Consider the following 1,646-nt stretch of genomic DNA (forward strand, 5'->3'; position numbering starts at 1 on the left):
CACTGACTGACATTGTCAGCAGCGCACCGGTATTCACGGTAAGTGTCTTCTCCAGATTTTTCACAAACGCCAGCGGTACCACAAAGGACACCGGTTTGCCTTTCATACGCAGTGAAAACGTTGCTGCCACCACGCCGTTGGTACCGGATGACCAGGTGTGCTGACGCACTTCCGCCAGGAACTTAAAGCCCTTACCGGACGGAAACAGCACCTTAAACGCATACAACGCGTCATTGTCATAGGCATCACGCAGGGCGTTCTGGGCCTGATTCAGATAAAAATTACCCGACATGGAAATCTCAGACGACGCCCCCAGACCGTTGATGTTCTCCTGCTCTGTGGAGCAGAGCGTGGTCACATCAATATCCTGTTTCTGACCGGCGGTGAACTGGACTTCCTTGATGGTGCAGTCCAGGCGCAGATATTCCGCCTTATCCATGGTTTCAGCAGTCGCCGGGGCAGATGAAATCATCACCTGCGTCAGCTGTGAGCGTTCATACAAAGCAGACATTCTGCCTCCTGATAATAAAAAACCCGCACGCGGCGGGGTATGGGTTTTGTAGAAAAAAAGAAAAAGTCACACCGTGACCTGAAACTCCAGGGTTGCACGGTAACAGCGGTTTTCCGGAATATAGTCCTGCATTTCACTGACGGATCCCGGGGCCAGCAGCATTATGGCTTCACGGGCGTCCTGACGTATCTGACGCGCCTGCGTCACAGTCCCGGCATAAACGTCTATCTGCACCGACACTGAGGACTCCGCCTGCCCGCCCATCACGTCCGCCGACACCGATGAAATCAGGCTGAAAACCACCCACGGAAGCGCCACCGACGGCCTGCCATCCAGCAGGGGGACCACATACGGGTACACCTGCCCGCCGGCAAGATGCGCCAGATAAGGATACAAATCCGCCTCCGTCATCGTCTCAGTACCTCATCAATGGCCCGGTTCATCCGCGCAATCGCCACCTGAGCTGCCTGTTCACTGCGCACATCAAACGCCGGGCGCACAAACGGGTGCGGTGGCATATTCACGGTCCCCATTTCCACAAACCGCCAGTAGAAAGCATTGCGCGGGTTATCCGCCTTCATGGTGTTATCGCTGTTACCGGTGTCCGGATTAACACCACGGATATGGACACCGGATTCCATCCCGCCATCGCGGGAGCGCCGGGAAAGGACCACCACATTGCGGCGCAGTTTTCCCCTGCGTACCGGTGCCCGTGACACCACTTCTTCTTTCAGCACATTCGCACCCGCACGGGTTGCCTCACGCAGCACCCGGTTATTTTCCGCACCACTCAGAAGCTGCAAATCGCGGCTGATGTCCTCCAGCCCCGAAAAATCCAGCAGGGTTTCGATCATTTTTCCCCTCCCAGCCGACAGAGAATTTCCAGACGCCCGCCGGTCGCATCCGGCACGGGCAGCCCGACAACGTTCAGGATCCGGTCACGCCATGGACCACTCAGCACATGAAGTCGTGACGCTGCCGTGATTTCCCGGCCGGACTGACCGCGCACCCAGATGCGGATTTCCGCCTGCGCCATTTCCGCACCGGACTGCATCCGCTCCCGGCTGCTCCTGCCACGGATATCCGCATGAATTTTCCCGCATGACACCCATTCTTCCGTCATTTCTCCGGCAGC

Annotated in this window: 4 protein-coding genes; all 4 read right to left on the reverse strand. The window is 57.2% G+C overall.

Features of this window, described 5'->3' with window-relative positions:
- The coding region (locus HEN33_RS24870; protein ID WP_183083509.1) for a major tail subunit at positions 1-511 on the reverse strand (511 nt) is incomplete at its 3' end.
- Between the two features lie 66 nt (positions 512-577).
- On the reverse strand, positions 578-922 hold the full coding sequence (gene gp17, locus HEN33_RS24875; protein ID WP_000133393.1) for a tail completion protein gp17: 345 nt from the start codon (positions 920-922) through the stop codon (positions 578-580).
- Positions 919-1,365, reverse strand: a complete 447-nt coding sequence (locus tag HEN33_RS24880; protein ID WP_000573391.1) for an HK97-gp10 family putative phage morphogenesis protein — start codon at positions 1,363-1,365, stop codon at positions 919-921. The genes gp17 and HEN33_RS24880 overlap by 4 nt, the downstream gene beginning before the upstream one ends.
- On the reverse strand, positions 1,362-1,646 hold a 285-nt coding region (locus HEN33_RS24885; RefSeq protein WP_000000248.1), incomplete at its 5' end, for a phage head closure protein. The genes HEN33_RS24885 and HEN33_RS24880, both read right to left, overlap by 4 nt.

The organism is Escherichia sp. 94.0001 (assembly GCF_013369155.2).
In the GTDB taxonomy this organism is placed as follows: domain Bacteria; phylum Pseudomonadota; class Gammaproteobacteria; order Enterobacterales; family Enterobacteriaceae; genus Escherichia; species Escherichia coli_F.